The sequence below is a fragment of the Rickettsia sp. MEAM1 (Bemisia tabaci) genome, assembly GCF_002285905.1.
Classification (GTDB): domain Bacteria; phylum Pseudomonadota; class Alphaproteobacteria; order Rickettsiales; family Rickettsiaceae; genus Rickettsia.
In genome coordinates, this window is the sequence record NZ_CP016305.1 from 309,124 (window position 1) to 334,464 (window position 25,341).

The following is a 25,341-nucleotide window of genomic DNA, read 5'->3' on the forward strand; positions in this document are numbered from 1 at the left end:
CCTCATGTGTTTTTTGGTTGGTTGTCTGTCACCCCGTGACTTGATCACGGGGTCTTGTATCACAGATTGTGTCCTAAGATCCCGTGATCAAGTCGCGGGATGACAGACAAAATTAACAGCAATCTCAATCCCTCTGCCATCTATTGAATGGCTAAGCCGAGTTAATTTATGCCCGCTATGAGGTATATGATATTTGGATAAATAATGCGAGGCGTTATACATTTCATTAACACTTACTATATCGTCCAGCTCTCCATGAATCAAGCATATAGGCGTGGTCTTATTATTAATCTCAGCAGGTGGAATTAACGCACCCGAAAAACCTACAGTACAATAAAATGGCTCTTTCTGAATAAGAGTTAAATATAATCCGATCATAGTACCTTGAGAAAATCCAATAATTATCGTATCTTTATTGGTTAAATTTAGCTCTTCCTGCTTTTGCTTTATGATATCTTCTAGTTTAGAAATATTTTTTACCAGAAGCTTAGATATAATATCAGGGTTACGATCCTGCAAACTAAACCATTGTCTGCCATATGGAGCCATATCATAAGGCTCGATGCCATGCGGCGAAATAAAATGACAATCTAGTAAATCGTCTTTAATATATGGTACTAATCCTATTAAATCGTGACCGTCCGAACCGACACCATGTAGCAATACTACTAGCTTTTTTGCCGGCTGCTCGATACTTGCTATTTCAGGATATATTAAATTTTTATTCATGATTCAAATCCGTCATACCGCGACTTGATCGCGGTATGACAATATTATTTCAGCATCTTTTCTAATTCACCACTACTATATAATTCTGTTACGATATCGCAGCCACCAACTAATTCGCCATTAATATATAATTGTGGGAATGTTGGCCAATCACTGAAAACTTTTAAAGACTCACGTAACTCGGGATCTGATAACACATCAATATCACGAAATTCGACGCCAAGCTTAGTCAAAATCATCACTACTTTACCGGAAAACCCACACATCGGGGCTTCTTTACTACCTTTCATGAACAATACTACCTTATTATTTTTTATCTCATTTTCTATAAATTTAAAACTTTTATTTTCTAACATTAAAAACCTGATATGTTTAATTTTATTTGTAACATTATACACCATGCAAGCAGAAATAGTTAATAAAATCTTTGAAGTTTTTAGCAAGAATAATGAAAACCCAAAAACTGAGTTAGTTTATAAAAACGATTTTACCCTATTAGTAGCGGTAATATTATCAGCTCAAGCAACAGATGTGTCAGTGAATTTAGCGACTAAATCTTTGTTTGAAATTTATGACACACCAGAAAAAATTTTAGGGCTTGGTGAAGAGGGCTTAAAAAAATACATAAAATCTATCGGACTATTTAATAGCAAAGCAAAAAATGTTATTGCCTTATGTCAAATATTGATAAGCAATTATGATAGCAAAGTACCGAATAATTTTGAAGAGTTGATTAAACTACCGGGAGTAGGCAGGAAAACCGCAAATGTTATACTTAATTGTTTATTCGGTCTGCCAACAATGGCAGTTGATACGCATGTATTTAGAGTAGCAAAAAGAATAGGGCTTGCTAAAGGTAACACCCCTGAAGCAGTGGAAAAGGAGCTATTGCAAATTATCGATGGAAAATGGCTAAGCCATGCCCATCACTGGTTAATTCTGCACGGCAGATATATTTGCAAGGCAAGAAAGCCCGACTGTGAAATCTGCCCTATCAAAAAATATTGTGAGTATTATAGATTAGCTGCTAAAATAATTTAGCAATTTGGGACATAGATAAAAACAGTTTATCAGGATTATCTAAAAATTCATTAAATCCATATTTTTTATAAAAGTTCCGTGCCTCTATATTTTTTGCTTCAACAATAACAGCAAAAGCTGCAATACCTGATTTGTAGGACTTATAAAGAGCATTCATTAAAAGTAACTTACCAATTTTGTTCTTTTGATATTTTAATAGCAAGTCTACCTATTAATATAGCAGGCAAATATGGGTAACAAGGTAACTTTTTTGTATAATCTTTTGATATTTCTGATACATCAATTCTGTTAGAAGATAGAGTATAATAACCTATTACTTCTTTTTGATCTTCTGTGCTACAAATATATACCGAAGTTAAATATCTTTTTAAATCTTGAGAAGCATATTTTCTTAAATAATCATTTAGTATATTTTGCCCACAATCAAAATTTTTATTAAAAGAAAATATTTTAAGTTCTGAAAGCAGTATCATTGTAGATTAGGTAATTTTAAGAATTCTTTTGCTGCTTTTTGTAATTCTTCACTTGGATAAGAGTCGTTTATACAATTTTTAATTAAGTGTATTTTATCTTGTAATGTCAAATCGATTAATGTTTGCTGCTTAAAAGTTGCATCTGCTTCTTTTTTAGCACTAGCAATGATAAAATTAGTTAAACTAGTACCTTGCATTTTTGCTGCTTTTAAAAAAAAATTTTTTAACTCAGGGCTAATTCTAGCTTCTAATCGTGCTGAATGGTTGGTGTTACTATCACTAAATTCTTCTTTTATTTTAGCTTTCATAAATGACCTAAGAAATAATTTATACTTTTACAGTATACGGCAAATTGCCGTATTATTCAAGTGCATTTTAACTAAACCTGTTATTTTTCGGGAAGCCCATAGGTGGGAGTTTACCGGCACTGCCTCGTTTACCTAAAAAGGCAATAATATTCTTCTCAAGTTTCACTTTCCCATTACTATTCGAGCTTAAGCCATCTTCCCTATTAAATATTTTAATATCTAAAAGCTTGGCGTTTTTAAATTTTTGCAGCGTTACACCTTGTCCTTTCTTCATTTCCGGTATTTCATCGATATTAAACACCAACAACTTGCGGCTTTCACCAATGCAAGCAACGCTATCACCGTTAACCGGTAAACAGGCTATACATGTATGACCATCTGGCACGTTCATAATTTGTTTGCCACTTTTTGTTTGAGCCATTACCTCGTTTGAATTAACCATAAAGCCTTTACCTATGCTGCTTGCAAGCAATAAACGCTGATCAGGCTTATAGACTAAAATCTCAGTAATATCATTATTGCCTATATCTACAAGCAATTTTATAGACTCACCCGTGCCTTTGCCTTTAGAAATATTATCGGCAAGGAGGGTGAAAAATCTTCCTTCTGAGCTGATTATCAATATTTTATCGGTTGTGTAAGCCTCTAAAATAAACTTTTCTGCATCGCCCTCTTTATATTTAATACTAGATAAATCGTTATTATGACCTTTTAGTGAACGCACCCAGCCCATTTTTGAACAGATAATCGTGATTGGTTCTTTGGTAATAAAAGCCGTTATGTCAACTACTTGATTCGTCAGCGTCACTTCTTCAAAATTAGTTCGCCTCGCTCCTATAGAAGTATTTAAGCCGAATTTAGCCTGCACAGCTTTTATTTCTTTTTTAACGACTTTCCATAGTTCTTTTGGATTATTCAAGATTTCCTCAAGTATTGCTTGCTGCTTTTGCAAATTACTATGTTCAGTTATAATTTCTTGCTCTTCAAGTTTACGAAGTGAACGTAGGCGAGTATTTAATATTGCCTCTACTTGAATTTCGGTTAGTTTAAAACGCTGCATCATTATCGCTTTCGGCTCATCCTCTTCACGGATAATTTTAATGATCTCATCAAGGTTCAGATAAGCTATTCGTAAACCCTCTAGGATTTCCAAACGATGCTTTATTTTGTTTAATAGATAAGTCGATCTGCGAGTAATAATATTTTGTCTGTGGCTTAAAAACTCTTGCAGAACCTCTAAAATATTCATCACTTTCGGTACATTATTACTACCAATGACATTCATATTTAGCTGGATACGGCTTTCAAGATTTGACAGCTTAAACAGGGATTCCATAACGATTTGCGGGTCACAGCTGCGATCTCTTGGCTCGATAACAAGCCTGATAATATCGGTTGACTCATCTCTAATATTACTAACAAGCGGTATCTTCTTATCTTTTAATAATATTGCGATTTGTTCTATAAGCTTGGATTTTTGAACTTGATAAGGTATCTCGGTTACGACTATCTGGTAAGTACCATAGCTTAGCTCTTCTTTTTCCCATCTAGCTCTTACCCTAAAGCTACCGCGTCCCGTCATATAGGCACTAGTGATAACATCGCTTTTATCGATAATTATACCGCCAGTCGGAAAATCAGGTCCTTTAATGAAATTCATCATGTCGCTAATTTCGGCTTTCGGATGATCGATTAAATGCATTAAAGCATCACAAAGTTCATGCAAATTATGCGGCGGTATGTTAGTTGCCATACCAACCGCTATTCCCTCTGAACCATTAGCAAGCAAGTTCGGAAAGCTTGCCGGCATTATGACCGGCTCTAAATCAGAATCGTCATATGTTGGACGGAAATCTACCGTATCCTTGTCTATATCTTCCATAAGAAGCGTACATATCTCCGTCATACGTGATTCGGTGTAACGCATCGCAGCCGCATTATCGCCATCGATAGAGCCGAAATTACCCTGTCCGTCAATTAAAGGATAGCGGAGGGAAAAATGTTGAGCAAGACGCACTAAAGTATCATATACTGCAACATCACCGTGTGGGTGATATTTACCGATTACGTCACCGACTACCCTGGCACATTTCTTATAGCCCGAATTCGGTTCAAGCCTTAGCTGCAACATTGCGTATAATAACCGACGATGTACAGGCTTTAACCCGTCACGTACGTCAGGAAGCGAGCGGGACATGATCGTTGACAGTGCATAAGCAAGATAACGCTCGGATAAAGCACTACCAAAGTCAATATTTTCTATTTTAGTTTCTTTCATAATTTATTTAATTTTTTTGTTGCGGTGTTATCCCGTGGCTTGTCCAGCGTTGCTGTATGACTCAAGAAAAACACACAGTGTCATCCCCGCAAAAGCGGGGATCCAGCATAAAGCGAGATGACATCGAGCTTTTAATTTTAAAAATTTTCTGTATTTAGGCTTTTTTTTGCTGGATTCCCGCTTTCGCGGGAATGACATAGGAGCCATCTAGCAATGCTGGCTTGTCTACGAGATCACACCGAGAGTGTTTTTCAACCTTTGCAATGACAGGAGGAATACCCCAAAAATCTTCATGCTTTATCCAATTTTTAGTTTCTTCTAATCGTTTATCTGCAAGTTTTGAAAAATACATATCTTCTTCAGGTGTAATTTCATCAAAATCTTCTTCCTCTGTTGTCATAAATTATTCTCACTAAATATTAAATAAAGAGTTGGGTAGACAAGTATACTACTTCAACACACAGCTTTGCTTATTCTGTGCCAATTTCTTACAAACTGCTTTTGCTTGACTAAGGTTATCATAGTTACCAGCTAATATTAAATAGAAAAATTTTCCATCGTCACATTTAACTTTTTGAGTAGTGATAAGAGCGTTTTTTAGGATTTTTGGAAATTTCTTTTTTATTCTCTCACCTTCATTTATTGCATCTGCTTCCGATTTTACTGAACCGAGCTGCACTTTATAACTATTAATGTTATTATAACTTTTTATATTTTTATTGCTATCTGTACTTTCTTTATCACGTTTTATTATATTTAAACCTGTATCCTCTTTTTGTGAAGTATTATTTGGTTCTATTAAAGAAAGTAGATTTGATATGTCATCCGAAGAATCTATATCACAAGGGTCATCATTTTGATTGCGTGAATTTATATTGACAGGTTTTTCAGGTTCAGGAAGAAGTTTTGCATTTTTAGGGTTGGTATTTTTAGAAATAAGATTTTCGTATATAGTGCTATGCACCGCAGACGGCATAATATCTTCTACTTTAGAAGGTTTTATTTTTGTAGGTAGTTCGTCTGCATAAATAGTAATTACTGGTCTACTATCTTGATAATATTGATAAGCAAAATAAATAGCAGCAATACATATCAAAAACACCAGACATATTTTAGTAAAAATATTATTAATCATAATTAATTAGTAAATGATAAAGTAGGTACAGGTAGACGTCATTGCGAGCGACTGCAAGGAGCGTGGCAATCTCATAAAACCTCCTGAGATTGCCACGTCGCTACGCTCCTCGCAATGACGGTACTACATCCTTTCCATCGGTTCTACACCTATAACCTCAAGACCGCTAGCTATAATTTTCTGTATGGCTTTAGCAAGAGCAAGGCGTGCTGTTGTTAACTCTACATTATTTTCTATTATGAATCTATAATCGTTATTTTCTTTACCAAAGTTCCATAAAGCATGAAATTTTGAAGCTAGATTTATCAAATAAAACGCCACTCTATGTGGTTCAAAATATTTTGCTGCTGTTTCTAAAGTTTTTGTCCAGCTAGCTAAGAGCTTTATTATCTCAATCTCTTCTTCCGATGATAATAACGATAAATCATATGTGCTAGCTTCAAAGCTATTATAAGATTGCGGAATCGTTTCCATAGCTTTCGATAATATCGATAGCGTTCTAACATGTGCATATTGGACATAAAATATAGGATTTTCTTTGGATTGTTCTTTTACTTTTACTAGGTCAAAATCAAGAGTCTTATTATTTTCTCTTGTTAACATCATAAATCTTATAATGTCTTTGCCTACTTCATTATTTACGTCTTGTACACTAGCAAAAGTTCCAAGACGCTTTGACATCTTAACCGGCACACCATTTTCAACAAAGTTTACTAATTGACAGATTTTAACATCAACTTTAACCTGCTCTTTGCCTAGAGCTTTAACAATCGCTTCAATTCTTTTGACATACCCGCTATGATCAGCACCAAGCACATAAATTAAGTGATTTGCTCCTCTATCTATTTTATCTTTTGCATATGCAAGATCGGAAGCGAAATATGTCCAACTTCCATCGGCTTTCCTTATAGGACGATCTTGATCATCGCCATATTTGGTAGATTTAAATAATTCTTGGGTTCTGTTTTCCCATTCTGCGTGGACTTTACCTTTGGGAGCAGGTACACTACCCTCATAAATTAACCCCATATCGGTTAGTAATTTAACAGTTTTTTCTATTTTACTATTATCGTGTAATGTCTGCTCGGAAAAAAATACATCGTGTTTAACGCCTAGCTCTTTTAAATCTTCTTTATTTAAATCTAGCATTTTTTGTATGGCAAAATTTTTAACTATTTTAAACCTTTCTGGCTCATCCATACTTAATAATTTATCACCATACTCTTTAGCTAAAGCTTGCCCAACAGGAATTAAATACTCTCCTGGATATAATCCTTCAGGGATAGTAATTTTTTCGCCTAAAGCTTCCCTATAACGTAATATTACTGTACTTACTAAATCATTTATTTGTGAACCGGCATCGTTAACATAATATTCTTTCGTAACAGGATATCCTACTTTTTTTAAGATGTTTGCAAGCACGTCCCCATATACCGCACCTCTTGCATGCCCTATATGCATTGGTCCGGTTGGATTAGCTGAAACATACTCAATATTGATATTTTTGTTTTTATCTATGTCAATTTCAAAAAATTTAGATTCGTTTTGTAAAATATCTTTAATTGCAGTGTGCCAGCTATCAGCTTTAATAGTAAAATTAATAAACCCTGGTCCTGCTATTTCTATACTTGCGATATATGGTAGTTCATTAAGAATTTCTTTGAATTTTAATGCAACTTCACGAGGAGGAATATTTTCTTTGGCAGCAATAATCATTGCAATATTGCTTGATAAATCGCCGTTAAAGCTATCTTTCGGGGTTTCAATGCTAGCCTGATTTGCTATTTCAGAATTATTATATAGCTGCGTACTTGCAGTAATTATATCGTGTTTTAGTTTGTTAAATATATTCATGATTAAGTTTTAAATATTATTAAAGTTTAGCAAACAAAGTTGGTTATACTCTTGAATAGCAAAGCGATCAGTCATACCAGCTATATAATCGGCAATAATTCTAGCTTTGCTATTTGGATTGTCAGAATCTATTTGTATTTTCCAATTAACAGGCAGTAAATTAACATCTTCCATATAAACCTTAAACAAGCCTTGCACGATCTTAGTACATTTAAGGCTGATTGCAGTAATCCTATTACTTTTATAAACCCGCTCATGTAGAAATTTTTTAATCTCTTTAATACGTTCGTTAGTTTTTTCTGTAAAATCGACTATTTGATAATTTAGGTTACGTATTTCATCTATATGAGTAATTTTTTCTTTATTTATATTAGTCTTAGTTTGCCATAATAAATCGGTAATGAGTTCATGCATTAGCTTGCGTACTACTTCATAGATTAAGCAAGAGGAGCTTATATTTTTATATTTTGATTTAAGTTTAAAAACATGTTGGTCGATATATTTAAGCTCAGCAAGATTATTGAAATCGATGATTTTAGCACCAATACTATCCTCCAAATCATGTGAAATATAGCTAATATCATCAGCAAGTGCTGCTATTTGAGCTTCAGCAGAAGCGTAAGTATTAAGCTCTAAATCATTTTGGTTATTATACTCTTCTATATACTCATTTACCTCGCCGCTTATAGGACCATTATGCTTTACTATCCCTTCTAAAACTTCCCAAGTAAGGTTTACTCCTCTATAAGCAGCATATCTTTTCTCAAGTAAGGTTAATATTTTCAGAGATTGAGCGTTATGAGAAAAGCCGTTATGCTCTTTCATACACTCATTCAAAGCTCGCTCTCCCGCATGACCAAAAGGTGTATGACCAAGATCATGGGCAAGTGCTATAGTCTCGGCTAAGTCGCTTGACAGGTTTAAAGTGTTGGCAATCGAGCGAGCAACTGTTGAGACTTCCAAAGAATGAGTTAGCCTATTTCTATAATGATCGCCCTCATGGTTGATAAAAACCTGAGTTTTATACTGCAAACGCCTGAATGCGTTAGTATGGATGATACGATCACGATCACGCTCAAACTCATTGCGGTAAGAGGTCGGTATTTCTCTGTATAATCTTCCCCGACTTTTAAGCGGATCAGAAGCATATGAAGCTAGCATTGTTATCCTTTATGTTTTATGTGATCGCTATGTTATTTTTCTTATTGTGTGACTTGATTCTACCACTGTTATTGTTATTCCGTAGCTTGAAAATGCCCTCGGGGTCATCCCTGCGAAAGCGGGAATCCAGTAACTTTAGTGTCACCCCGTGGCTTGTACCTGAGGGGTCTTGCATTACAAACTGTGTTCTGAGATACCTAAGGTACAAGCCGCAGTATGACAGACTTTTTTCTGGATTCCCGCTTTTAGCTAAGAATGACATAAGAGCACACAACAACGCTACCTTGAAAAAATATGAAATATTAGGTATATTATATAATTTATAAGATTTTTACAAGGTTATTTTAGTGACAATCACAATTACCGATAGAGCTTTTGAGCGGGTAAAGAAATTAATAGAGTTAGAAAAAGATAAGGATCTAGTACTACGAGTATCCGTTGATAGCGGTGGTTGCTCTGGACTAATGTATAATTACGAACTAGTTTTAAGAAATACTATAGAAAAAGACGATCATGTTTTTACTAAACATAACGCTACTGTTATTATCGATCCTATTTCTCAAAAATTTATGCTAGATTGCACTCTTGATTTTATAGAAGAGTTAGGCAGTTCATATTTTAATGTTAGTAATCCGCAAGCTAAAATAAAATGCGGTTGCGGCAATTCTTTTGCGGTGTAATGTTATCCAGTGGGTTGTTGTATAGATAAAGAATCGTCATTGCGAGGAAATTACGAAGTAATTGACGAAGCAATCCAGCTAAAAAATACTAATTTATATCATTTTTTATTATTTTTCCTGGATTGCCACATTCGCTTGGCTCATTCGCAATGACGACTTGCCTTGCGAGGAGCGAAGTGACTTTGCAATCTCAGGAATTTTATACTACCTCATAAGATTGCTGCGTCAAAACTTGCAGTTTCTCCTCGCAATGACTTTTATTAGAACTTAAGTTTTGTACCGATTAAACCAACAGTACCTTTAGTTTTCTTGTTAGGAGCTTCAGGATAATATACTGGTTTACCTTTGGCTTGGAAATGTGAAATTTCTGCATATGGTAATAAACCTGGCATAATTTTATATTCTGTAGCTACAGTTATAGTATCCACAGTGTTCTTATATCTTGAAGATTTAAAATAGCTAAGGCTTGTTTTAATAGGACCTTGACCATAAGCGATAGCTCCGTTGTAATAATAAGTATTACGACCATTTTTATGGTATTCAGGAGTTGTTAAACTTTTTCCTAGATTGCCATAAGAAGCACCGCATGAGAAATTACCATATGTAAAAACTGCACCAAGATTATAAGCTTTTAAGTTAGATAGTTTATAAGGTTTTAATACAGTATATTCTTTACCTGTTCCTTTGGAACGAATAGCAAGGCGAGCAGGTTTACCATATTCACCGGTAACAGATAATTTTAAATCGGCATCTTCACCAAGTGCATGCTCATAAGTTAAACCACCAGATATTGAATCTGTAACATTTTGATTAATAGTAATAACTTCACTGTTTTCTACATTGTAACGCTTTATGCCAGTGTTAAATGTAGTAAGACCGGTAACTGAATTGTCAAATGCCACATTATTTATATTTTTATTACCACCTGTGTTAGCAGAATCGGTAGTATAAGATATACCAGATTGAAAACCTTTCATTTTAGGGGTGTAGAAGCTAATCTTTCTAGCTGCCTCAGCTTTAACATTAAATTCATCAAAATTGTTAGAAAATGACTCTATATAAAAGCTAGGACTGGTATCAAAATCGGGTTTTAATTTTTCATATTGCATGTATTGACTACCAACATTAATATATCTCCAATATCCGCCTGTTCCAGCAGCTAATTGACCACCAGTAATACGAAGTTTATTACCTGCATCATAAGGAGAACCAAGTTCTACTTTACCGCAACTAGTTTCAATAAAGATGTGAGAACCATTATAAGATGTAGATGTTTTTGATCTTGTAGTAGGTTGTAATACTATTTTAACCCCACCTATTACATCATTTATAGTTTTAGTTATAGTAGCCGCAAATGCTGCCTCTGTATAAAACGCTGTTTTTTTCCTATTGTCACTTAAATTTTCAAATTCACCTAAACGATTTTGATTCGAGAAACCACTTTCAAATAGATAAAAACCTTCTAATTTTATTTCAGAATCAGAACTAGAAATGACAGGAGTAGTACTTCCTGAGGCAAAACTGGTAGTAGATGCAAGACCAATAATACTTGCTAATAATAACTTTTTCACTTTAAAACCTCATATATTTGTGAAACTATATGCTATAATTAAGGTTATTATGTTATAGCGGCTAAATTAATTTATGCTAAATATAATATAATTTTTAAAACTTACAATAAATAAACATATTTTAATTTGTAATTATTTATTTATAGATGTATAATGTTGTATTATTACAACTTATGTTATTAAAGTGGTTTAAAGTTAAAGCAATTACAATTTTAAATAAACATAATTACTTTGTATTAAAAATAATTATCAGTTATATTTTATAGTTTAACTAAATAATAAATTTATTATGTCTATAATGTCGGATAAGTGGATAAAGGAAGCTGTTATAAATCATAAAATGATTGAGCCTTTTGCAGAAAAGCAAGTAAGGGTTAAAGATTCAGAAAAAATTATTTCATATGGTTTATCTTCTTATGGCTATGATGCTAGAGTATCAAATGAGTTTAAAATATTCACAAATATAAACTCTACTATGGTTGATCCTAAAAATTTTGATAAATATAATTTAGTTGATAGGGAAGTGGATGTATGCATTATTCCGCCCAATAGCTTTGCACTTGGAAGAACTGTAGAATATTTTAAAATACCACGTGACGTATTAGTTATTTGTGTTGGTAAATCTACTTATGCAAGATGCGGTATAATAGTAAATGTTACGCCTCTAGAACCAGAATGGGAGGGACATGTAACGCTAGAGTTTTCAAATACTACACCGCTGCCAGCTAAGATTTATGCAAATGAGGGAGCTTGTCAATTTTTATTTTTAAAAGGTGATCAACTTTGCGACTTATCTTATGCAGATCGTCAAGGAAAATATATGAAACAATTAGGTGTAACTTTGCCCTTAACATAATTGTTACTTTTTTTGTTGCAAGATACATGTAAATTATTTTATATAAAAGCATGTTAATTTTTACTTTAAGATAACATAAAGTATAATTTTTTATAATATATTTAATAACTATTTTTCTTAATAAAGGATTTTATGAGTACAATAAATACCGATGCAAACGAGGCAATGCCTCATATTTCTGTTAATGCACAATATATAAAAGATTTATCTCTTGAAAATCCTGATGCTCCATCTTCTTTGGCAGCTTTAGAACATAGACCTCAAATTGATTTGTCTCTTGATATAAATATCACTAATCTATCAGAAGAAAATTTTTATGAAGTCGAATTAAATATTGAAGCAGTAGCAAGAAATGAGAAATATAAATTATTTCAAGTAGAGCTAAAATATGCAGGTGTATTTAATTTAATTAATATTGCTCCTGAGCAACATCAAATTTTGCTATCAGTCCATTGTCCGGCAATGATATTTCCATTCGCTAGAAAAATTATAGCAAGTTGTACTCAAGATGCGGCATTTCAACCTTTAATGATTGATCCGATAGATTTTGGAGCTTTGTACCATAAGAAAATGTCTGAGCATCAGAACTAAGAACCTTTTAGTTATTAGGGAATCTTACCTTTTACTTAATTAATTGGTATGGTTTTTAAATCACAGATATACTTTAATAGTAAAAATTTTATCAATATAATTAAAAATTCTTTACTTACGTTGCTAATAAATGTATAAAGCACTAATAAAAAATTATAATTTAGTTAACAATAATTAACTGTAATTAAATTATAGCACGAACATAAAAATTGAATTTTAGGAGAAAATAAAATGAGAGTTTTATTAATTGAAGATGAACCAGAAATGGTTAATCTAATTGAGCTTACTTTAGCTTCAGAAGGAATAGTTTGCGATAAAGTTTCGGTTGGTTTAGAAGGTTTAAGATTAGGTAAACTTGGTAGGTATGATCTAATGATTTTAGATTTAATGTTACCTGATATTAATGGTTTCGAAATATTACTAAGATTGCGTGCAGCAAAAATAAAAACCCCTATTTTAATCTTATCTAGTTTAACTGATACAGACCAAAAGATTACTGGCTTTTCTTCCGGAGCTGATGACTACTTAACTAAACCATTTGTTAGAGAAGAGCTAATCGCTAGAATTAAAGCTATAGTTAGACGTTCTAAAGGGCATGCGGCATCAGTATTTAGATTTGATAAAGTCAGTGTAAATTTAGATACTAGAAGTGTTGAAATTGATGGTAAAAAAGTACATTTAACCAATAAAGAATATGCTATTTTGGAGCTATTAATATTGCGTAGAGGAACAATTTTAACTAAAGAGATGTTCTTAAATCATTTGTATAGTAGTCTTGATGAACCTGAAATGAAGATTATCGATGTATTTATCTGTAAATTGCGTAAAAAGTTAAGTGATGCTGCTGGTGGTAAAGACTATATAGATACAGTTTGGGGACGTGGTTATATACTAAAAGAGTATGATGAGAATGGACATAAGGAAGCTTTAGCCCAAGGAGCATAGTGTATTTTCATTTAGAAATAGGTGTTGTTGCATGAATAATAAGTCGTCATTGCGAGCAGCTGTAGGCTGCGTGGCAATCTCATGAAGTGGTATAAAACTCCTGAGATTGCCACCTCAATGCTACGCATCTCCTCGCAATGACAAAAAAACTTTTCATTTACTCTAATATATTATGACATTATCTAATTCCGCTCTTGGTAAAAAAAGTACTTATAAAGATACTTACGATCCAACTTTATTGTTTAAAATCCCACGCATAGATAATCGTAAAGAATTAGGTATAGTTAATGATAAGCTTCCATTTCATGGCGTAGATATTTGGAATGCTTATGAGCTATCTTGGCTAGATAAAAAAGGTAAGCCTTGTGTTGCGATCTTTACTTTTTTTGTGCCAACAACTTCTTCTCATATTGTAGAATCTAAATCAGTAAAGTTATATCTTAATTCTTTTAATAATTTTGCTGTTGATTCCATCGATGAGTTAAAAAAAATTATTTTGCAGGATTTAAGTAATAATACACATGCTGAAGTAACAGGAGAAATATTTCCTATAAATACAAAAATAGAATTTGGTGAACCAAGCGGCATTAATATTGATGATTTAGATATAGAATGTAGTGATTATGGTCCACCTAATAATAGCTTGATTAAACATGAAGATGTTTTAGTAGAGGAAGAACTTAATTCTAATTTACTAAAATCAAACTGTTTAGTAACAGGGCAACCGGATTGGGGAACAATAATTATAAAATATAAAGGAAAAAAGTTAAAACACGATGCACTTTTAAAGTATTTAGTATCTTTTAGAAATTGTAATGAATTTGCCGAGCAATGTGCAGAGCGTATTTTTACTGATATCAAAAATGCTATAAATCCAGAATTTCTATCTATCTACATAATATACACAAGACGAGGTGGAATTGATATTTGCCCATATCGTTCTACTGATTCAAACTATACTCTACCGAGTTCTAAAAGACTAATTAGGCAGTGATATAATAGTACCAGACAGTTTTTATTCTATGTCATTCCTGCTTAAGGCTTGCCCCGCATGGATCATTTTCCCCTGTCATCCCGTGATTTATTCACGGGATCCAGAAAACAGTACTAATAATTTTAGTATTTTAAGCTGGATCCTGCTACAAGCTTGCGGGATGACAGGGGAAAATGATCCACGCAGGCAATGCATACTCACGTATTATTAGCTGCTACCGCTTCCCGATGATGCTGGTGGACAATTACTTCCAAATTCGCTTGTATCGACCTTTATGGAATGCTATACTTTATCCATTAAATTCTTAGCTATGTCAGTTTCTGAGAGATTATTATTTTTGGTTGAGTGAAAATATTCTGAAACAAGTTTAACGACTTCATCAGAAAATTCATCTTGTAATTCTTTACTTGCTAATAATTTTTGGCTTTCAATTAATTTAATAGTTTCAACTTTCTTATGCTCTAAAAATTCTTCAATTTCTTTAGTTTTTTCTTGAACTATTTTTTCTGTGATTTCGTTATTTTCTTTTGTCATTTGAAGTTGCAAAGCTTCTAAATTTTTTATTTGCTCTTCAGTTTGTTCAAATAATAATTTTGCATCATCTTTTAATTTTTCAGCTTTTAGAACTCTCTCTTGTACTTCTAAAACTTTCGTATCCAAAGATTTTAAAATTGCTTTTTTTGCTGGTCTATAAATTAGATACACAAAAATTATAAAACTAATAGCAAGCCAAAAGCTTTCGTCTAGAAAATGCATTATTATTGTATTTTTATATTTTTTAGTAAATTTATATCTGCTTTAGTGCCAGTAATTTTTTCGATAATACTAGCAGCAAGAGTTATAGTTGCATCTACCTTACTAGTTCTAAATTTTTCTGCAACTAATTTTATATCTTTGATATTTTGATTTATCAGCTTTCGTAGGTTTTGTTCTAAATTAGTTTTTTTAATTAAAAATTCTGCTTCTAAAGAAGCTATTTTTTCTTTTTTTAACCTATCTATTTCATTACTTATTCTTGTTATTTCTTCATTATAATATTTATTTAGCTTTTCGATTTCTAAAGCTAATTCATCCGCTTTTGCAATGTTACCTTGAATATTAGAGTGTCTATTATTTAAAACTCTTTCAATTTTAGGAACTATAAATTTGTAGACAAAAATATATAATAAGCTAAAAGTAACTATTAGCCAAAAAATTTGTGAATAATATGTATTAATATCAAATTGAGGCATATTGTTTAAAAGCAAATTTTAGGAAAAGATAAGTAGCATTGCGATTACAAAAGAAAAAAGCCCCATTGCTTCAGCAAGACCTGCACCAATAAGTGCCATTCTTTGAAGTTGTTCAGTAGCTGAAGGATTTCTAGCTATTGAATTAAGTAGTGAACTAAATATATTACTGACGCCTAAAGCTGCACCAAGCATTCCAATAGCCATACAACCAACACCGATGAACTTTAAAGAAACCATATCCATAAAAAAACTCAACTTTAATTAATTAAAAAACTCTAGTGTAAATTAACTGCATCATTAAGATATACACAAGATAAAATAGTAAAAATATAAGCCTGAAGAATTGCAACAAAGATTTCAAACCCAATTAATATAACCATAAGAGGTATTGGTAGAAATTTCAAGTAAATCATCAAGGTTACAACAAAGCTAGCAATTACTTTTAATAAAATATGACCTGCCATCATGTTTGCCGCAAGCCTTAGGGATAAACTAGCCAGTCTTGCTAGATATGTAAATAATTCAATTATGATCATTAGTGGGGCAAGCCATAAAGGCGTACCGTGCGGCAAGAAGAGGGAAAGAAAATGCATACCGTGCTTTACAAAGCCAACTATAGTCACCATTAAAAATACTAGAATTGCTAAAGCAAAAGTAATAATGATATGGCTGGTAACAGTAAACCCGTAAGGTATCATGCCAAATAAATTACAAAATAAAATAAAAACAAATAGTGTAAAAATCACAGGAACAAACTTGCGTCCTTTACTGCCTACATTCTGATTTAGCATATCAGTTACAAGGTTATAGATTATTTCGCCACTTATTTGTAACCTTGATGGTACTAACCTAGGATTTGAAAAAGCCAAGTAAAAGTAAGTTGAAGCTAAAACACTAGCAAGTAGCATATAGGCAGCTGAATTAGTAAAGCTAATATCGAAATCCATAACTTGGATGTCTATCAGCTTTTTTATATCAAATTGTACTAAAGGATTATGAAGCATTTTGTTATTTCTTACTGATTAGCCTTTGCCTAACTATATTGAATCCCGCTATAATTCCGATTATGGTAAATATAATAATAAATAAAGGTTTAGAATGAAAGAATTTATCAGTTAATAAACCAATAACAAACCCTACCATTGTTCCCGAAACTAAGTCTATAGCTAGAGTAAACGGACTTATTTCCTGTTGCAAGTTAGAATTAGGAGTTTTATCAATTTTTAACTGATTAATTCTTGTTTTAATTTATCATTATCCATTATAAATCTATTTTATTTTTTGACTCTTCTATGGCTTTATCTATTGCTGCTGAAATACTATTTATACTATAATTCTCAGTTTGTACTCCGTTAACAAAGAAAGAAGGAGTTCCTATAAATTTTGGTGCTTTTGTTATAAAATTAGTGTTAGCAATTAAGGTTTCAGTAATTTTATCATCGCTTAAACATTTTTTGTACTCTTCCGGAGTAACGCCGCCAAGCTGACCTATATCAGTTAATAACTCTCTATATTTATTGCTAACTGACCATTTATCTTGTTGCTTTAACATAATATCATGAAACAGCATAAAGCTATTTAGGTCACCTTTGCAACGTGCTAAAATAGAAGCATCTAAATCTTGTTTAGTAGCAATAAATTCTCTAGTAACATATGCTATTTTATTAGTATCTATATATTTTTGCTTAAGTTCAGGAAAGATTGTAGAGTGATAATAAGCACAATGTGGGCAAGTAGGAGAGAAATATTCAACTACAACTATTTTAGAGTCTTTATTCCCAAGAACCATATCATTTTCATCAATCTTAAAAGTAACCTTAAAAGTTTTTACTTCAGGCTTTTGCTCTATTTGTTCTTGCACAGCTGGAGTTATTACAGCTGGAGTTGTTGTTTCGGTTGTTAGATTGTTGTTTTCATCTGAAGTTGAAGCCTGAGCTGGAGTTATGGATTCAGATGATTCTTGCTCTACTACTTTCTCTTCTGAGCAACCACTCAAAAGCAATAGAAATATTAACGTAATAAAACTATTTCGCATAATTTAACCCTTTATAATATTGATTTAACAATACAATAAGGTTTTATTTACTTTATTTCAATAGTAAATAAATTTGTCATATAAAATTATCTGCTTTATCATTTGTACAAAATGTGCTATGCTAGTCAGGATAATAGTCTAACATTGGATTTTTAAGCACTAAGAATTACTACGGAGGAATTAATAATGACAAATATAGCACAATCCGAAGATAAAACAGAACAACAAAAATCTGAGTTTAAAATAGGACAAAGAATTGTTTATCCTGCACACGGAGTAGGTGAAATTACAAATATAGAGAACCATACTATCGCAGGTACTGAGATAAAGGTATATGTAATCTCTTTCCCTCAAGATAAAATGACTCTAAAAGTACCGGTTAGTAGAGCTACAGTTGTAGGGCTTAGAGCAGTTGCGAGCAAAAAAGATTTAGATTTAATATATTCTACCCTTCAAGGCAAGCCAAAACAGGGTAATAGAATGTGGAGCAGAAGAGCTCAAGAATATGAAGGAAAGATTAATTCAGGTAATATTGTAGCAGTTGCTGAGGTATTACGTGACTTACATAAAAATGTCGATAATGACCGTTCTTATAGTGAAAGAACTCTTTATGAAGCAGCTCTAAATAGACTTGCAGGTGAACTTGCTATTCTTGAGAACATAGATTCATCTGAAGCTATTAACAAGTTAGTGGAAGTATTACGTGAAAAGTTGGTGGCATAGTATACCTTTGATACTTCAAGATTTGGTAAGTCAAATTTTGAGATGCGCCTTTGCTCACGTATTAATATACGCGTAGCTTGACTCACCACTTATTTGACTTCCAACTTTTGAAGTATCTGCGGTATATTCGATAAAATTGGTGTCGTCGTTTTATAAGTACTGCGGTACTCATGCCTTAAGTAACGGTTTCATTCCTCGTTTTATAAACGATAGTACTGGACAGTTGCTTCGAATGACATAGTAGTCATATAATAATTAATTTTTCCTCGCAATGACGAAAAAACAATTTGATCCCGATCTTTGTAAGAAAAGCTTTTCAAAGAGTAGCTATTTCAAACAATTATTATCTATTCTTGCAAATGTTAAATAATCAAACCATATTAAATAACGAAGAAGAAACAAAAAATTTTGCTAGGGCTTTTGCTGCAACCTTAAAGCCTAATAATATTGTGTTATTAAATGGTGATCTTGGAGTAGGTAAAACTTTTTTTTGTCGTGAAATTATTAAATATTTCTGTGGTGAAAACACCTCAATTATAAGCCCAACCTTTAACTTATTACAAACATATAAAGCACCTCATTTTACTATCTATCATTATGATCTTTATCGTCTAAAATCGCCTGAAGAAATTTATGAATTAGGACTTGAAGAGGCATTAGGTGGTAACTTAACTTTAATAGAATGGTCTGAAGTTATTAAGTATCTCCTACCTACGCCCTTAATTGAAGTAAATCTAGAACTATTAGAGGCACCGTCAAGTTAAGGGAGGTATAAACTAAACAACCCTCAGCTATAAGCTGAGGGGTTATAAAGTGGAATCGATTAGAAATCGATCATCATTCACAGGTTCACCTTCCTGTTCATCAATATAGTGCTGTATCATTTCATCAGTTATATTACCTGAACTGACTGCCATATAGCCCCTAGCCCACAAATGATTGCCCCAAAATTGTTTTCGTAAATGAGTAAATTCTTGCAATAAAATTCTTGAGCTAATGCCTTTTAAATACTGTACTAACTTGCTAAGAGATATTTGCGGCTTATATGAGATAAACATATGTACGTGATCACATGATATTTTCCCTGAAATTATATGTACTTCATGTTCCATACAAATCTGCCTCAGTAAATCTCTAGTCCTTTCCGATACTTTGCCTATCAATATTCTCTTCCTATATTTTGGTATCCATATAAGATGCACTTTTAAATCATACTGACTATGACTATTCTTTCTATAACTTCTCATATTTCTTGATATAAATTCATTGCTAAAGCAATTTCATTATATCTTCCCTTCGCCTAAAGGCGAGGGATTTTTGATCCCCGAAGGGGGACATTAAGTATTGAGCAATTACAGGGAATGATTTATAGAATAGCAGTAACAATTTATCCTAGATTTTACCGCTATGCATATTACTCAAGCCCCGAATAGACATCGTTTTCCAGCAAGCATTATTAGCCATACAGTATGGTTATATCATCGCTTTAATAATAGTTACCGAGATGTTCAAGAGCAGATGGCTTATCGAGGTATTATATTAAGTCATGAGACTGTAAGGTTTTGGTGTTATAAGTTTGTAGTTTATTTTCAAGATGTTATTAGTAAGAGAGAGCGAAAGCCAACTGATAAATGGCATTTGGATGAGATGAATATCAAGATCAAAGGTGAAGTATTCATATTATGGAGAGCTGTTGACTCTGAGGGACATGAATTAGAAGTATTACTGCAGAAGCGTCGTAACAAGAAATCAGCTATTCGCTTTTTATCAAGATTATTGGGTAATTATCCATGTCCAAGGGTTATTGTGACTGATAAGCTAAAAAGCTACATTAAACCAGTTAGGTATATGTGTCCTAGGACTAAGCATCGTACCGATAAAAGACTAAATAATCGGATTGAGAATGCCCATCAGCCAACTAGGAGAAAAGAGAAGATACTGATTAAATTTAAGCATCCTAATTCAGCACAATGTACATTATCACTGATGGGAAAAGTCAGAAATATATTTGCTGTAAATGTTGGAAGATATACTAAAACAGCATCTGAGCAAAGAATTGCATTTGCGTCCGCTAAATCCATTTGGGATGAAGCTACTCAAAGACTTCTTGCTGTCTGAAATCTAAAAATATAGTACTTTGTGACACTAATTTACTTAACTTGACGGTGCCGAAAAAATAACTAAAGCATATTTTAAAAATATTGATGAATTAATTGCATCTACAAATGATTTATTCAAAAATGATGAGCTTATTTTGATAAAAGGTTCTAGAGGAATAAAACTTGACAAGATTATTGATTATTACACTAAAGTAAATTAGTATAATCTAATGTGTTACCGTGACTTGACTGGTATTGTTGTATAACCCAAAAACTGCTTCGATGTCATTCCCGCGGAAGCGGGAATCTAGGATAAAGTGAGATAAATAGAACTTTTAATTTTAAAAATTTACTGTGTTTAGAATTTTTAGTTACTGGATTCCCGCCTACGCGGGAATGACATCAAAATCATAAAATAAAGCCAATCAAGCAACCAAATAACACTTTCAATAAATTTTTATTTTTAATTAAACTAAAATATGTTATACAACCTCTTACTACCTTATATTCATAATTCACATATAGCTAACTTATTTCATTATATAACCTTTCGTAGCGGGCTTGCAGTTCTAGTTACTCTTAGCCTCAGTTTTCTTATTGGTCCAAGATTAATAAAGTTTTTACAAGCTCTTCAAAAACATGGTCAACCGATACGTTTAGATGGTCCTGAATCACATCAAGCAAAAGCCGGCACTCCTACTATGGGCGGTATTATGATTATATTATCCAGCTGTTTTTCTACCTTATTGCTTGCCGATTTAACCAATAAATATATTTGGATTACATTATTTGGTTTTATTAGCTTCGGTATTATCGGTTTTCTTGATGATTATGCAAAAGTAACTAAAAATAACCATTATGGCGTAAAGGGAAAAAGTAAACTCTTACTTCAAGGTATCATTAGCTTAATAGTATGTATTTTACTAGAATATACAATCGATAGCCCTAGTCATATGCTTAACGTGCCATTTTTTAAAAGTTTAAGTATGGACCTTGGTTATTTATATATATTCTTTGCCATATTCGTTATAGTCGGTGCTTCTAATGCTGTTAACCTCACTGATGGACTGGATGGACTCGCAACAGTTCCTATTGCCTTAACTGCCAGTTCTTTTGCTTTAATAAGCTACCTAGTCGGAAATTTAATTTACTCAAATTATCTACAACTAACTTACCTACCAAATACTGGAGAATTAACGATTTTTTGTGCAAGTATAGTAGGTAGCTGTCTTGGATTTTTATGGTTTAACGCACAACCGGCTGAAGTTTTTATGGGTGATACCGGTAGCTTAAGCCTTGGCGGTGTACTTGGAATTATCAGCGTTATTACTAAACATGAAATAGTTTTAGGCATTGTTGGCGGATTATTTGTTATTGAAACAATATCGGTGATTATGCAGGTATATTACTTTAAAGCTACCAAAGGAAAGCGAATATTTAAAATGGCACCATTGCATCATCATTTTGAAAAAAGCGGCTGGGCAGAATCAAAAGTCGTAATAAGATTCTGGATTATCTCTCTCATATTTGTCCTTATTGGATTATCGTCTCTTAAATTACGTTAATACTTATGCCGCTAACGTATTAAAAAACATTAATTTTTATTTGATTTCAAGGTTTGAACTCATTATAATGTCTCATTAAATTATAATGGGTTTATATGGCAAAGATAACTGAGCTTGATCATCACTTAAATCAAGAAAAAGAAGCATTAGATAAAGTACTAAGTAACCTAAATGAGCTGTGCGAACATAATCAAAAGTTACAAGGCTTTATTGAAATACAGAAAGAAGTTAAAGAACTAAAAAAAGAGCATATTAAATCTCTTTCTTGGTTTAAAAAACTTATAAATACAGTCTCTAATATAAAATATGTTTTTGTAAAAAGTGAGGAACAATTAGCTAAAGACGCTATAGAACAAAACAATAAATTATTAAAGCGTATAGACAATACTATATTATCTATAGCAGATAAGTCCGGTCCTTTAAAACAAGAGTTACAAAAGGAACTTAGAAAAAATTTTGATGATTTAGCAAAAAAAGACTTATCTAAAGATCAACGTGAAAGGCTTAGCAATTTATTCAATAATGAATATGCAGCTAACCCACAAAAATTTGCTCAATTACCTATGTCTAAACCTCTGCATTTCCCTAATGCAGAAGAATTAGAAAATCAGCATAACGATTTAAAAGTCATCCAACAAAATGTCCTAAATTTATTGACTGAAAATTCTAATATTGAAGAGCTCAAAAAAATACAAAAACAAGTTGCTGAAATTAGAGAGGAAGTACCTTACACATTTTTTGAAAAATTAAATAATAGCTGGCAAAAAATCAAAAACATTTTTGTTAATAATAGTGAGCAAGTTTTAGCTAAAAATAAAGAAAACAATACTAAAACTATTATAAAGATAGAAGAAAAATTACATAAAGCTAATAATAAGTTTTTTGAACTAGTTAGTAATAAAAAGCAAGATATTGAAAATATAATTTCAAAATTACCAGATAGTAAAAGATTAGAGGATATAAGAGAAAATCTTCAAAAGCATATAAACGTAAAAGATACGAATAATATAACTGAACAAGCGAGTGCTGCTCAATTGCAATCTGCTGAAACTAAACCAACTGCTGTTGTATTGCCTAACAATGCTATATCTACAACACCTCCTGTAACTGAAGAAAAAACTTTTACACCACTGCCTCCACCACCTATGCCTACAGATAATATTCCTACGCCACCCCCTGTGTCAAAAGCAGAAGCTACTGAGCATAAAAATATAGAAACTGCTGCATCTAATGTACCACCACCGCCTCCACCACCTATGCCTACAGGTAATGTTCCGCCACCGCCTCCTGAGCCTAAAAGTAATATTCCTACACCACCACCTCCGCCTGTTGGTAATAATATCGCTACATCAACACCTCAAAAGACTAAAGAAACTAACCAACCTCGCCCAGCAGTAGATACTACAAATTTAATGAAACAAATACAGGGAGGATTTAACCTTAAAAAAGTTGAATATGACGCAGATGGTAAACCTATACCTAAGCTTAACAAAACCATACCTGAAAATAAAGATGGTAATAAAGAAATATTTGATCTTATGAAAGCTACTCTAGATAAAATAAAATCAGCAACAGCATATAGCGATAGCGAAAGAAGTAATAGTGATAGCGGAACTGATTCAGGATGGGCTAGCGATGTTAGTACTAGAAGTAAAAAAGTTTTAACTAGAAGAGAACGAAACGCTAAACAATCTCAACAAAGGAGTCAATCATAATTTTTGTGTAAATTGTTAAAAAACAGATTTATCTAGATAATCCAACTAAAGAATAAGTTTCTAGCTTATTCTTTAGTTTTTTTTGTATTTAAAATAAATCAGAATGAGTCCCTGTCCAGTATAAAATAACTACGTCTTCTTTTATTTCATAAACTAACAACCAATCTGGTTCTATATGACACTCCCATTTTAAGTAGTAATCACCAGTAAGTTTATGAGGTTTAAATTTTGATGGCAAAGGAATATTATTTACAAGCATAGAGGCACCGTCAAGTTAAGGGAGGTATAAATTAAGTATTGAGCAATTACAGGGAATGATTTATAGAATAGCAGTAACAATTTATCCTAGATTTTACCGCTATGCATATTACTCAAGCCCCGAATAGACATCGTTTTCCAGCAAGCATTATTAGCCATACAGTATGGTTATATCATCGCTTTAATAATAGTTACCGAGATGTTCAAGAGCAGATGGCTTATCGAGGTATTATATTAAGTCATGAGACTGTAAGGTTTTGGTGTTATAAGTTTGTAGTTTATTTTCAAGATGTTATTAGTAAGAGAGAGCGAAAGCCAACTGATGGCACCGTCAAGTTAAGTAAATTAGTGTCACAAAGTACTATATTTTTAGATTTCAGACAGCAAGAAGTCTTTGAGTAGCTTCATCCCAAATGGATTTAGCGGACGCAAATGCAATTCTTTGCTCAGATGCTGTTTTAGTATATCTTCCAACATTTACAGCAAATATATTTCTGACTTTTCCCATCAGTGATAATGTACATTGTGCTGAATTAGGATGCTTAAATTTAATCAGTATCTTCTCTTTTCTCCTAGTTGGCTGATGGGCATTCTCAATCCGATTATTTAGTCTTTTATCGGTACGATGCTTAGTCCTAGGACACATATACCTAACTGGTTTAATGTAGCTTTTTAGCTTATCAGTCACAATAACCCTTGGACATGGATAATTACCCAATAATCTTGATAAAAAGCGAATAGCTGATTTCTTGTTACGACGCTTCTGCAGTAATACTTCTAATTCATGTCCCTCAGAGTCAACAGCTCTCCATAATATGAATACTTCACCTTTGATCTTGATATTCATCTCATCCAAATGCCATTTATCAGTTGGCTTTCGCTCTCTCTTACTAATAACATCTTGAAAATAAACTACAAACTTATAACACCAAAACCTTACAGTCTCATGACTTAATATAATACCTCGATAAGCCATCTGCTCTTGAACATCTCGGTAACTATTATTAAAGCGATGATATAACCATACTGTATGGCTAATAATGCTTGCTGGAAAACGATGTCTATTCGGGGCTTGAGTAATATGCATAGCGGTAAAAT

General features: G+C 32.7%; 32 protein-coding genes and 2 pseudogenes. 13 read left to right on the forward strand and 21 right to left on the reverse strand.

What is annotated here, in order from left to right; all coding sequences use genetic code 11:
• Window positions 1–87: 87 nt before the first annotated feature.
• Window positions 88–729, reverse strand: a complete 642-nt coding sequence (locus BA173_RS01570) for a dienelactone hydrolase family protein (RefSeq protein WP_016948192.1) — start codon at window positions 727–729, stop codon at window positions 88–90.
• 44 nt (window positions 730–773) lie between these two features.
• Window positions 774–1,085, reverse strand: coding sequence for a Grx4 family monothiol glutaredoxin (gene grxD, locus BA173_RS01575; protein ID WP_068041257.1), 312 nt, complete (start codon window positions 1,083–1,085; stop codon window positions 774–776).
• 43 nt (window positions 1,086–1,128) lie between these two features.
• On the opposite strand from grxD, the gene nth reads away from it, so the two are divergent.
• Complete coding sequence (gene nth / locus BA173_RS01580; RefSeq protein WP_016948190.1) at window positions 1,129–1,770, forward strand: endonuclease III; 642 nt, start codon at window positions 1,129–1,131, stop codon at window positions 1,768–1,770.
• Here nth and BA173_RS01585 read toward each other — a convergent pair.
• From BA173_RS01585 to BA173_RS01620, 8 genes are all read right to left on the reverse strand, one after another.
• Window positions 1,757–1,927 carry a hypothetical protein gene (locus BA173_RS01585; protein WP_083198498.1) on the reverse strand — a complete coding sequence of 57 codons (171 nt, stop codon included), beginning with the start codon at window positions 1,925–1,927 and terminating at the stop codon, window positions 1,757–1,759. The genes nth and BA173_RS01585 overlap by 14 nt on opposite strands.
• A 10-nt stretch (window positions 1,928–1,937) precedes the next feature.
• Window positions 1,938–2,243, reverse strand: a complete 306-nt coding sequence (locus BA173_RS01590; protein ID WP_016948188.1) for a hypothetical protein — start codon at window positions 2,241–2,243, stop codon at window positions 1,938–1,940.
• Complete coding sequence (locus BA173_RS01595) at window positions 2,240–2,551, reverse strand: DUF1778 domain-containing protein (protein ID WP_016948187.1); 312 nt, start codon at window positions 2,549–2,551, stop codon at window positions 2,240–2,242. The genes BA173_RS01590 and BA173_RS01595 overlap by 4 nt, the downstream gene beginning before the upstream one ends.
• 67 nt (window positions 2,552–2,618) lie before the next feature.
• Window positions 2,619–4,829 (reverse strand): DNA topoisomerase IV subunit A, encoded by a 2,211-nt coding sequence (gene parC, locus BA173_RS01600; RefSeq protein ID WP_016948186.1) that lies wholly within the window; start codon window positions 4,827–4,829, stop codon window positions 2,619–2,621.
• A 154-nt stretch (window positions 4,830–4,983) separates the two neighbouring features.
• The gene (locus tag BA173_RS01605; protein WP_016948185.1) at window positions 4,984–5,229 is read right to left on the reverse strand and encodes a hypothetical protein; all 246 of its coding nucleotides are present in this window, start codon (window positions 5,227–5,229) and stop codon (window positions 4,984–4,986) included.
• Between the two features lie 48 nt (window positions 5,230–5,277).
• On the reverse strand, window positions 5,278–5,964 hold the full coding sequence (locus BA173_RS01610) for an SPOR domain-containing protein (protein ID WP_016948184.1): 687 nt from the start codon (window positions 5,962–5,964) through the stop codon (window positions 5,278–5,280).
• A 123-nt stretch (window positions 5,965–6,087) separates the two neighbouring features.
• The gene (gene argS / locus BA173_RS01615) at window positions 6,088–7,818 is read right to left on the reverse strand and encodes an arginine--tRNA ligase (RefSeq protein ID WP_016948183.1); all 1,731 of its coding nucleotides are present in this window, start codon (window positions 7,816–7,818) and stop codon (window positions 6,088–6,090) included.
• A 9-nt stretch (window positions 7,819–7,827) separates the two neighbouring features.
• On the reverse strand, window positions 7,828–8,979 hold the full coding sequence (locus BA173_RS01620; protein ID WP_068041245.1) for a deoxyguanosinetriphosphate triphosphohydrolase: 1,152 nt from the start codon (window positions 8,977–8,979) through the stop codon (window positions 7,828–7,830).
• 347 nt (window positions 8,980–9,326) lie between these two features.
• Between BA173_RS01620 and BA173_RS01625 the strand changes: the two genes are divergently transcribed.
• The gene (locus BA173_RS01625) at window positions 9,327–9,659 is read left to right on the forward strand and encodes an iron-sulfur cluster assembly accessory protein (RefSeq protein WP_016948181.1); all 333 of its coding nucleotides are present in this window, start codon (window positions 9,327–9,329) and stop codon (window positions 9,657–9,659) included.
• A 260-nt stretch (window positions 9,660–9,919) separates the two neighbouring features.
• On the opposite strand, the gene BA173_RS01630 is transcribed toward BA173_RS01625, so the two are convergent.
• Window positions 9,920–11,230: a porin gene (locus tag BA173_RS01630; RefSeq protein WP_016948180.1), complete on the reverse strand. Its 1,311-nt coding sequence runs from the start codon at window positions 11,228–11,230 to the stop codon at window positions 9,920–9,922.
• A 289-nt stretch (window positions 11,231–11,519) separates the two neighbouring features.
• Here BA173_RS01630 and dcd point away from each other — a divergent pair, with 289 nt between their 5' ends.
• The 4 genes from dcd to queF all read left to right on the forward strand — a co-directional run bounded on the left by dcd (window position 11,520) and on the right by queF (window position 14,616).
• Window positions 11,520–12,086 carry a dCTP deaminase gene (gene dcd, locus BA173_RS01635; protein ID WP_068041248.1) on the forward strand — a complete coding sequence of 189 codons (567 nt, stop codon included), beginning with the start codon at window positions 11,520–11,522 and terminating at the stop codon, window positions 12,084–12,086.
• A 132-nt stretch (window positions 12,087–12,218) separates the two neighbouring features.
• Entirely contained in the window at window positions 12,219–12,677 is a 459-nt protein-coding gene (gene secB, locus BA173_RS01640) for a protein-export chaperone SecB (protein WP_016948179.1), read from the forward strand.
• Between the two features lie 231 nt (window positions 12,678–12,908).
• Entirely contained in the window at window positions 12,909–13,622 is a 714-nt protein-coding gene (gene ctrA, locus BA173_RS01645; protein WP_068041250.1) for a response regulator transcription factor CtrA, read from the forward strand.
• A gap of 172 nt (window positions 13,623–13,794) precedes the next feature.
• Complete coding sequence (gene queF / locus BA173_RS01650; RefSeq protein WP_016948595.1) at window positions 13,795–14,616, forward strand: NADPH-dependent 7-cyano-7-deazaguanine reductase QueF; 822 nt, start codon at window positions 13,795–13,797, stop codon at window positions 14,614–14,616.
• Between the two features lie 282 nt (window positions 14,617–14,898).
• Here the strand turns inward: queF and BA173_RS01655 are convergent, their stop codons facing one another.
• Genes BA173_RS01655 through BA173_RS01680 form a run of 6 tightly spaced genes read right to left on the reverse strand, consistent with a single transcriptional unit; the run spans window position 14,899 to window position 17,883 of the window.
• Window positions 14,899–15,372 (reverse strand): F0F1 ATP synthase subunit B, encoded by a 474-nt coding sequence (locus BA173_RS01655; protein ID WP_016948594.1) that lies wholly within the window; start codon window positions 15,370–15,372, stop codon window positions 14,899–14,901.
• Between the two features lie 2 nt (window positions 15,373–15,374).
• Window positions 15,375–15,848, reverse strand: a complete 474-nt coding sequence (locus tag BA173_RS01660; RefSeq protein ID WP_016948593.1) for a F0F1 ATP synthase subunit B' — start codon at window positions 15,846–15,848, stop codon at window positions 15,375–15,377.
• Window positions 15,849–15,866: 18 nt separating this feature from the next.
• On the reverse strand, window positions 15,867–16,091 hold the full coding sequence (locus BA173_RS01665; RefSeq protein ID WP_011477942.1) for a F0F1 ATP synthase subunit C: 225 nt from the start codon (window positions 16,089–16,091) through the stop codon (window positions 15,867–15,869).
• A gap of 32 nt (window positions 16,092–16,123) precedes the next feature.
• Window positions 16,124–16,852: a F0F1 ATP synthase subunit A gene (locus tag BA173_RS01670; RefSeq protein WP_068041255.1), complete on the reverse strand. Its 729-nt coding sequence runs from the start codon at window positions 16,850–16,852 to the stop codon at window positions 16,124–16,126.
• 4 nt (window positions 16,853–16,856) lie between these two features.
• Complete coding sequence (locus BA173_RS01675; RefSeq protein ID WP_083198497.1) at window positions 16,857–17,096, reverse strand: AtpZ/AtpI family protein; 240 nt, start codon at window positions 17,094–17,096, stop codon at window positions 16,857–16,859.
• 13 nt (window positions 17,097–17,109) lie between these two features.
• Window positions 17,110–17,883: a DsbA family protein gene (locus tag BA173_RS01680; RefSeq protein ID WP_016948592.1), complete on the reverse strand. Its 774-nt coding sequence runs from the start codon at window positions 17,881–17,883 to the stop codon at window positions 17,110–17,112.
• A gap of 186 nt (window positions 17,884–18,069) precedes the next feature.
• On the opposite strand from BA173_RS01680, the gene BA173_RS01685 reads away from it, so the two are divergent.
• Window positions 18,070–18,606: a CarD family transcriptional regulator gene (locus BA173_RS01685; RefSeq protein ID WP_016948591.1), complete on the forward strand. Its 537-nt coding sequence runs from the start codon at window positions 18,070–18,072 to the stop codon at window positions 18,604–18,606.
• Here the strand turns inward: BA173_RS01685 and BA173_RS01690 are convergent.
• A pseudogene (locus tag BA173_RS01690) lies at window positions 18,606–18,735 on the reverse strand (palindromic element RPE5 domain-containing protein); the annotation flags it as partial. The gene BA173_RS01685 and the pseudogene BA173_RS01690 sit on opposite strands and share 1 nt — an antisense overlap.
• 230 nt (window positions 18,736–18,965) lie before the next feature.
• Between BA173_RS01690 and tsaE the strand changes: the two are divergent.
• Window positions 18,966–19,370: a tRNA (adenosine(37)-N6)-threonylcarbamoyltransferase complex ATPase subunit type 1 TsaE gene (tsaE, locus tag BA173_RS01695; RefSeq protein WP_016948590.1), complete on the forward strand. Its 405-nt coding sequence runs from the start codon at window positions 18,966–18,968 to the stop codon at window positions 19,368–19,370.
• Window positions 19,371–19,412: 42 nt separating this feature from the next.
• Here the strand turns inward: tsaE and tnpA are convergent, their stop codons facing one another.
• On the reverse strand, window positions 19,413–19,853 hold the full coding sequence (tnpA, locus tag BA173_RS01700; protein ID WP_095568239.1) for an IS200/IS605 family transposase: 441 nt from the start codon (window positions 19,851–19,853) through the stop codon (window positions 19,413–19,415).
• A gap of 160 nt (window positions 19,854–20,013) precedes the next feature.
• On the opposite strand from tnpA, the gene BA173_RS01705 reads away from it, so the two are divergent.
• The 4 genes and pseudogenes from BA173_RS01705 (at window position 20,014) to BA173_RS01720 (ending at window position 23,985) form a co-directional block, all read left to right on the forward strand.
• Window positions 20,014–20,724: an IS6 family transposase gene (locus tag BA173_RS01705; protein ID WP_095568243.1), complete on the forward strand. Its 711-nt coding sequence runs from the start codon at window positions 20,014–20,016 to the stop codon at window positions 20,722–20,724.
• A 55-nt stretch (window positions 20,725–20,779) separates the two neighbouring features.
• Window positions 20,780–20,926, forward strand: a pseudogene (locus BA173_RS01710) (UDP-N-acetylmuramoyl-tripeptide--D-alanyl-D-alanine ligase); the annotation flags it as partial.
• 258 nt (window positions 20,927–21,184) lie between these two features.
• The gene (gene mraY / locus BA173_RS01715) at window positions 21,185–22,270 is read left to right on the forward strand and encodes a phospho-N-acetylmuramoyl-pentapeptide-transferase (RefSeq protein ID WP_016947728.1); all 1,086 of its coding nucleotides are present in this window, start codon (window positions 21,185–21,187) and stop codon (window positions 22,268–22,270) included.
• Window positions 22,271–22,365: 95 nt separating this feature from the next.
• Window positions 22,366–23,985 (forward strand): Arp2/3 complex-activating protein rickA, encoded by a 1,620-nt coding sequence (locus tag BA173_RS01720; protein ID WP_068041856.1) that lies wholly within the window; start codon window positions 22,366–22,368, stop codon window positions 23,983–23,985.
• Window positions 23,986–24,073: 88 nt separating this feature from the next.
• On the opposite strand, the gene BA173_RS01725 is transcribed toward BA173_RS01720, so the two are convergent.
• Entirely contained in the window at window positions 24,074–24,244 is a 171-nt protein-coding gene (locus BA173_RS01725; RefSeq protein ID WP_016947893.1) for a type II toxin-antitoxin system YafQ family toxin, read from the reverse strand.
• Window positions 24,245–24,345: 101 nt separating this feature from the next.
• On the opposite strand from BA173_RS01725, the gene BA173_RS08955 reads away from it, so the two are divergent.
• Window positions 24,346–24,645 (forward strand): hypothetical protein, encoded by a 300-nt coding sequence (locus tag BA173_RS08955; RefSeq protein ID WP_095568259.1) that lies wholly within the window; start codon window positions 24,346–24,348, stop codon window positions 24,643–24,645.
• Here the strand turns inward: BA173_RS08955 and BA173_RS01735 are convergent.
• Window positions 24,620–25,330 carry an IS6 family transposase gene (locus BA173_RS01735; protein ID WP_095568243.1) on the reverse strand — a complete coding sequence of 237 codons (711 nt, stop codon included), beginning with the start codon at window positions 25,328–25,330 and terminating at the stop codon, window positions 24,620–24,622. The genes BA173_RS08955 and BA173_RS01735 overlap by 26 nt on opposite strands.
• Between the last annotated feature and the right edge of the window lie 11 nt (window positions 25,331–25,341).

Coding starts and splice junctions, on each gene's coding strand:
- grxD (WP_068041257.1), bottom strand. CDS start 1,085: ATGTTAGAAAATAAAAGTTTTAAATTTATAGAAAATGAGATAAAAAAT.
- argS (WP_016948183.1), bottom strand. CDS start 7,818: ATGAATATATTTAACAAACTAAAACACGATATAATTACTGCAAGTACG.
- queF (WP_016948595.1), top strand. CDS start 13,795: ATGACATTATCTAATTCCGCTCTTGGTAAAAAAAGTACTTATAAAGAT.
- BA173_RS01605 (WP_016948185.1), bottom strand. CDS start 5,229: ATGACAACAGAGGAAGAAGATTTTGATGAAATTACACCTGAAGAAGAT.
- ctrA (WP_068041250.1), top strand. CDS start 12,909: ATGAGAGTTTTATTAATTGAAGATGAACCAGAAATGGTTAATCTAATT.
- BA173_RS01660 (WP_016948593.1), bottom strand. CDS start 15,848: ATGCCTCAATTTGATATTAATACATATTATTCACAAATTTTTTGGCTA.
- BA173_RS01670 (WP_068041255.1), bottom strand. CDS start 16,852: ATGCTTCATAATCCTTTAGTACAATTTGATATAAAAAAGCTGATAGAC.
- tnpA (WP_095568239.1), bottom strand. CDS start 19,853: ATGAGAAGTTATAGAAAGAATAGTCATAGTCAGTATGATTTAAAAGTG.
- BA173_RS08955 (WP_095568259.1), top strand. CDS start 24,346: ATGCATATTACTCAAGCCCCGAATAGACATCGTTTTCCAGCAAGCATT.
- BA173_RS01570 (WP_016948192.1), bottom strand. CDS start 729: ATGAATAAAAATTTAATATATCCTGAAATAGCAAGTATCGAGCAGCCG.
- BA173_RS01685 (WP_016948591.1), top strand. CDS start 18,070: ATGACAAATATAGCACAATCCGAAGATAAAACAGAACAACAAAAATCT.
- mraY (WP_016947728.1), top strand. CDS start 21,185: ATGTTATACAACCTCTTACTACCTTATATTCATAATTCACATATAGCT.
- BA173_RS01720 (WP_068041856.1), top strand. CDS start 22,366: ATGGCAAAGATAACTGAGCTTGATCATCACTTAAATCAAGAAAAAGAA.
- BA173_RS01620 (WP_068041245.1), bottom strand. CDS start 8,979: ATGCTAGCTTCATATGCTTCTGATCCGCTTAAAAGTCGGGGAAGATTA.
- BA173_RS01610 (WP_016948184.1), bottom strand. CDS start 5,964: ATGATTAATAATATTTTTACTAAAATATGTCTGGTGTTTTTGATATGT.
- BA173_RS01585 (WP_083198498.1), bottom strand. CDS start 1,927: ATGAATGCTCTTTATAAGTCCTACAAATCAGGTATTGCAGCTTTTGCT.
- BA173_RS01680 (WP_016948592.1), bottom strand. CDS start 17,883: ATGCGAAATAGTTTTATTACGTTAATATTTCTATTGCTTTTGAGTGGT.
- BA173_RS01590 (WP_016948188.1), bottom strand. CDS start 2,243: ATGATACTGCTTTCAGAACTTAAAATATTTTCTTTTAATAAAAATTTT.
- dcd (WP_068041248.1), top strand. CDS start 11,520: ATGTCTATAATGTCGGATAAGTGGATAAAGGAAGCTGTTATAAATCAT.
- BA173_RS01665 (WP_011477942.1), bottom strand. CDS start 16,091: ATGGATATGGTTTCTTTAAAGTTCATCGGTGTTGGTTGTATGGCTATT.
- tsaE (WP_016948590.1), top strand. CDS start 18,966: ATGTTAAATAATCAAACCATATTAAATAACGAAGAAGAAACAAAAAAT.
- nth (WP_016948190.1), top strand. CDS start 1,129: ATGCAAGCAGAAATAGTTAATAAAATCTTTGAAGTTTTTAGCAAGAAT.
- BA173_RS01725 (WP_016947893.1), bottom strand. CDS start 24,244: ATGCTTGTAAATAATATTCCTTTGCCATCAAAATTTAAACCTCATAAA.
- BA173_RS01595 (WP_016948187.1), bottom strand. CDS start 2,551: ATGAAAGCTAAAATAAAAGAAGAATTTAGTGATAGTAACACCAACCAT.
- secB (WP_016948179.1), top strand. CDS start 12,219: ATGAGTACAATAAATACCGATGCAAACGAGGCAATGCCTCATATTTCT.
- BA173_RS01705 (WP_095568243.1), top strand. CDS start 20,014: ATGCATATTACTCAAGCCCCGAATAGACATCGTTTTCCAGCAAGCATT.
- parC (WP_016948186.1), bottom strand. CDS start 4,829: ATGAAAGAAACTAAAATAGAAAATATTGACTTTGGTAGTGCTTTATCC.
- BA173_RS01655 (WP_016948594.1), bottom strand. CDS start 15,372: ATGCATTTTCTAGACGAAAGCTTTTGGCTTGCTATTAGTTTTATAATT.
- BA173_RS01735 (WP_095568243.1), bottom strand. CDS start 25,330: ATGCATATTACTCAAGCCCCGAATAGACATCGTTTTCCAGCAAGCATT.